Source organism: Allobrachymonas denitrificans DSM 15123 (genome assembly GCF_900110225.1).
Classification (GTDB): domain Bacteria; phylum Pseudomonadota; class Gammaproteobacteria; order Burkholderiales; family Burkholderiaceae_C; genus Brachymonas; species Brachymonas denitrificans.
On sequence record NZ_FOCW01000018.1, the window covers coordinates 1 to 4758 of the forward strand.

Annotated in this window: 7 protein-coding genes; 1 reads left to right on the forward strand and 6 read right to left on the reverse strand. The window is 58.5% G+C overall.

Features of this window, described 5'->3' with window-relative positions; genetic code table 11:
* A partial coding sequence (locus BMW28_RS12625) for an integrase core domain-containing protein (protein WP_143280614.1) occupies positions 1–296 on the forward strand: 296 nt, incomplete at its 5' end.
* 366 nt (positions 297–662) lie between these two features.
* On the opposite strand, the gene argB is transcribed toward BMW28_RS12625, so the two are convergent.
* From argB to BMW28_RS12665, 6 genes are all read right to left on the reverse strand, one after another.
* Positions 663–1553, reverse strand: coding sequence for an acetylglutamate kinase (argB, locus tag BMW28_RS12635; RefSeq protein WP_091818463.1), 891 nt, complete (start codon positions 1551–1553; stop codon positions 663–665).
* A 217-nt stretch (positions 1554–1770) separates the two neighbouring features.
* Positions 1771–2154, reverse strand: coding sequence for a VanZ family protein (locus BMW28_RS12640; RefSeq protein WP_327020823.1), 384 nt, complete (start codon positions 2152–2154; stop codon positions 1771–1773).
* Positions 2155–2169: 15 nt separating this feature from the next.
* Entirely contained in the window at positions 2170–2892 is a 723-nt protein-coding gene (locus BMW28_RS12645) for a hypothetical protein (RefSeq protein WP_091818466.1), read from the reverse strand.
* Complete coding sequence (locus tag BMW28_RS12870) at positions 2889–3800, reverse strand: hypothetical protein (protein WP_143280616.1); 912 nt, start codon at positions 3798–3800, stop codon at positions 2889–2891. The genes BMW28_RS12645 and BMW28_RS12870 overlap by 4 nt, the downstream gene beginning before the upstream one ends.
* Before the next feature lie 101 nt (positions 3801–3901).
* Positions 3902–4414, reverse strand: a complete 513-nt coding sequence (locus tag BMW28_RS12660; protein ID WP_091818471.1) for a sugar transferase — start codon at positions 4412–4414, stop codon at positions 3902–3904.
* A gap of 35 nt (positions 4415–4449) precedes the next feature.
* Positions 4450–4758, reverse strand: a 309-nt coding sequence (locus BMW28_RS12665; RefSeq protein WP_143280617.1) for an integrase core domain-containing protein, incomplete at its 5' end; no start/stop codon positions are given.

Sequence of the window (4758 nt, forward strand, 5' to 3'; positions counted from 1 at the left end):
GTTGCACCGAGCGGCTGGGCCTGGCAGGTATCCAGCCATCAGTGGGAAGCAAAGGCGACAGCTACGACAACGCGCTGGCCGAGACCATCAACGGGCTATACAAGGCCGAACTGATTCATCGCCGGGGCCCCTGGAAGACCAGGGAAGCCGTGGAACTGGCGACCCTGCAATGGGTGCACTGGTTCAACCACGTCCGACTGCTCACGCCGATCGGGGGTATCCTGCCGGCAGAAGCTGAGGCAAACTACTGGAGGCAACTTGCCGACAGCAACACCTTGGCAGAGGTGTCCACTTAAACCAACCAGCCTCCTCGAAACCCGGGGCGGTTCATCCGGGGGGTTATGCAACGGTCTTGGATGCAATGGTGAAACGAGGCACAATCGGCCTGTTGATCCTGTTACTGGCCTATGCCACACCATTATTTACTTTCTATCAACGCCTCAAAACCAGCCAGGACCCCAAAACACGCGCGCTTTGCCTGGCAGGGATGACTATCCCCCTTGCGTATCTTGGCTTCGGCCTAACCCAAGCTTTTCTTCCCCACAATAGCGGCCTGATGGTGTATGTGTATCTGTCATGCCTGATCTGGGCAGCTACAGAGGGGATGCCAACCCCGCCGTAACAATTGGGCTGATCGCACGATCAGCCCTCCAGAGACGCGGCTACTGAGCGCGAATCATGGTGCCAAAGGCCTGATCCGTCAGCACCTCCAGCAGCATGCTGTGCGGCACGCGGCCGTCGATGATGTGCACGGCCTTCACGCCACGCTTGGCGGCATCCAGAGCGCCAGCAATCTTGGGGATCATGCCGCCGGAAATCGTGCCGTCTGCGCACAGCGCATCAATCTGCGCTGCAGACAGCTCGGTGAGCAACTGGCCCTGCTTGTCCAGCACACCAGCGATGTTGGTCAACATCAGCAGCTTCTCGGCCTGCAGATTGGTGGCCAGCGCAGCCGCCACCACATCGGCATTGATGTTGTAGCTCTCGTTGTGCTCGCCAAAACCGATCGGGCTGACCACCGGAATGAACTGGTCATCCTGCAGCGCCTTGACCACGCTGGGATCGATGGCCTCGATATCGCCCACCTGGCCCACGTCGTGCTCCATGGCCGGATCCTGCAAATCCTTCAGGCGCAGCTTGCGGGCGCGGATCATGGCACCGTCACGACCGGTCAGGCCCACGGCCTTGCCGCCGGCCTGGTTGATCAGGCCCACGATGTCCTGCTGCACCTCGCCACCCAGCACCCATTCCACCACTTCCATGGTTTCGGCATCGGTCACGCGCATGCCCTGGATGAAATGGCCTTCCTTGCCCAGGCGCTTGAGCGCGGTCTCGATCTGCGGACCGCCGCCATGCACCACCACCGGGTTGATGCCCACCAGCTTGAGCAGCACGATGTCTTCGGCAAAGGCTTTTTGCAGCGCCGGATCGGTCATGGCATTGCCGCCGTACTTGATCACCATGGTCTTGCCATGGAACTGGCGGATATAGGGTAGCGCCTGCGACAGGATGCCTGCCTTGTCGATAGGGGTGAGAAGGGGCTTGTCAGACATGATGGTTACTCCGATACACGGCACGCAAGGTGCCTTGAGATAAACAACAGCTCCCCCAATGCGGAGAGTCAGGATTCAGCAGGCAATTTAGCATATCGAGCCGGCTGTCTGACACTCCCAACACGGCACGTATCCATGCCACCCTTGCACAACGCAGCCCTACGTCTGCAGCTTGCGACTGGCATCCAGGGCAATCTTCACCCGCCAGTGCGATAGCTCAGCGTGCGCGGCTGCGCTCTCGCCACACCAGCATGCCCAGCCATGTACCCACACCAATCCCGCTGGTGTTTGCCAGCAAGTCCAGCCAGCTGGTGGAACGACCTGGCACAAAGCCCTGCAGCCATTCGGTGAGCACGGAAAATGTCAACAGGCCCAGCAGCAGCCAAGGCTGAGCACGCCGCCCCCAGGCGCGGTAGCCTGTAAAGGCGAGTACGGCGAAGAACAGCAGATGCACCAACTTGTCGAGATGCTGCCAGGCACTGCCCGGTGCCTCCAGCGGAACGCTCAGCCAACTCAACCAGGCCGCCAGCTCATGGACCGCAGAACCGGGAACCAGCAGCATGACAAAAATCACCAGCAAGGATGTCGAAAAAAGCTTCACCCGCAATGTCCCGTATCAAGCAGCACAAGAAAAGTGCGTGCGCCGACGCTGTTTGACGATTCGAGGGGTATGTGTGTTTTTACCAACCTCGCCGTCAAAACCCAGCCGGTCATAGACTAATCCCCCCACGCCCGGAGTAACGATATCTCCTTCGGTGGCGGCATCTGTTGCAAACCAGATATAGCTAAACCTGGCCGCCAGCTCTGGCGGGAATTCCTGCGTCAGTCGCACCTGCGCCCCCTCTACCATCACCGGAGACAGGATGTAGACACTGTCAGCTTCAGCGCCCGTCAAGGCCCGCGTCAGGTTGGTCCTGATCACGCAGCCACTGGAAATGATGGACTTGACCACGATATAGGCCGCCTTGTGTTGCTCAAACGGCTCCACGTACTGGCGAATCACCGGCGTGATGGAGACGCCGCCCTCACGCACCCGTTCATTCCAATAGCACTGGAAAAACAGTCTGGATTCCGGCAGCCCGCTTTCCACCAGGCCGTCCAGTACGCCTGCTGCCAGAAAATCTGCATCCTCTACCGTACTGATCAGGCAGATATCCTTTTCCTGCAGGGCTGCAGCATGCTGTTCAAGCAGGCTGCGAGACAGGCACCGCCCCAGTTCGCGCATGGCAGCCTGATAGGGTTCGCTCGGGACCACTTCGACAGGCTGTATCAGTTGCTCCAGAAGCGGCTTCACGGCGGGGTCGCGCTCGGCAAACGACGTGAACTCTCTGCTGTTCATAGCTGCTCCTCAAAGGCATCGAAATCGCGTGGACTGACCCGGATGACTCTCCGGACAAAACGGCTGAACTCCTCGCTCCGACAATCTGCAGGATACATCCCTGAACTGCCAAGCGCCTTCCAGTGGAAAAATCCCCTGCTGACGGCGTACTCCAAACCTTCAATCCGATCCAGTACGGCACGAAAATCCGGATCCAGCGCAAACCCGTCCATCTGCCAAGGCATCAGCCTGATCATGCCTGGCGAGACTGCCTGCGCATGCCCAAGCAAGGCGAGCATATCACCAGCACCCGACATTTTAGTGATTGCAGCTCCCAACACCAGCAGGATGTGTACCAATACGTCATCGGAAGCGGCGTCTGATGGAGCCAGTTTTTCCAGCACATCCCGGATGGGCGGGTGCTCCAGCACCATTCTATTGAGGCTACCATCTGCGTACGGAAATACCTGTACCTCACTGTGTGACGTGATCGTGGACGGCATGGTTTGTGTCAAGAGGTGACACAAACCCGGATCTGGCACTACCAGACAAGTGGTAAATTGCCCCTGTCCCATATGAGAAGAAACACGGGCATGGGCCTCAAAATCTCCTGCTACCGAGCCATAACCCTGGCCCCAGGACGGGCTTGCCACATTCTTGCACTGGTAGTAATGATGCTCTTGCGCATCGGGCTGCGTCACCTGCAAATCATCGACAAACGCCTCTGCCTGTTGTTGCATCATGGGTGGGTCAACAGGAGGCGCATCGATGTGCTGCACGAGCAGTTCCGCGAGCTTGAACGCCGCAAAGAAATCCTCATAGCAGGCGCCCTTCTGGCCGTTGCGGCCTCCCCGGTGCTTATGGGATGCGCGCTGGACCCACTGTGTACCCAGGCACTGGGCTACAGCAGCCTCAAAGGTTTTTGACATGTTGACAGAAGTAGGCTGAAAAGACAACCGATTGGATTCGATTAGTTCTTTACACCTCACTCAATTTATCCATGCTCCCATGCTGCAAACCACCAGCCACCTCAACGCGCCCCAAACCCCGTAGCCATGGTCTTGAGCGTGAGGAACACGATCAGCACGTCGAGCGAGAACGAGAAGTTCTTGATGTAGTAGAAGTCGTGCTCGATCTTGATCTGGGTTTCATCGGCTCCGGTGGCGTAGCCATGCATGACCTGGGCCCAGCCGGAGATGCCCGGCTTGACGATGTGGCGGTACTGGTAGAACGGTACCTGCTGCTCCAGCTCATCGGCAAACTTCTTGTATTCGGCGCGCGGGCCGATCAGGCTCATCTGGCCCAATACCACGTTCAGGAACTGCGGCAGCTCGTCGATGCGCACCTTGCGGATAAAGCTGCCAATGCGGGTCACACGGGCATCGTTGTGGCTGGTGGTGGTTTCCTTGTTCACCGCCTTGTTCTCGGTCATGCTGCGGAACTTGAACATCCGGAACGCCTTGCCACGATAGCCCACGCGCTCCTGGTTGTAGAAGATGGAGCCGCCATCTTCCAGCTTGATCAGAATGGCCGTGACCAGCATGATGGGCTGTATTGACCCAGCCCTTTCTGCACAGATCAGGCTGCTAAAGCATAAGCCTCAGCGGGGGTCTTCATACCCAGCGCCTGATGTGGGCGCTGGTGGTTGTAAAAGCGGATCCAGTCGCCAATCACACGACTGGCGTGTTGTAGCGTCTCGAACCGGTGGCGGTGCACGCATTGGTCCTTGAGTGTGCGGATCACGCGCTCGACCATGCCGTTTTGTTCCGGGCTGTACGGCGTGATGAACTCCTGCTGCAGCCCATAGCTTTTGACCAGGGCCGTATAACTGCGGCTGGTGAACACCAGCCCATTGTCCGAGCGCAGCAAGAACGGCTGCTTGACCTT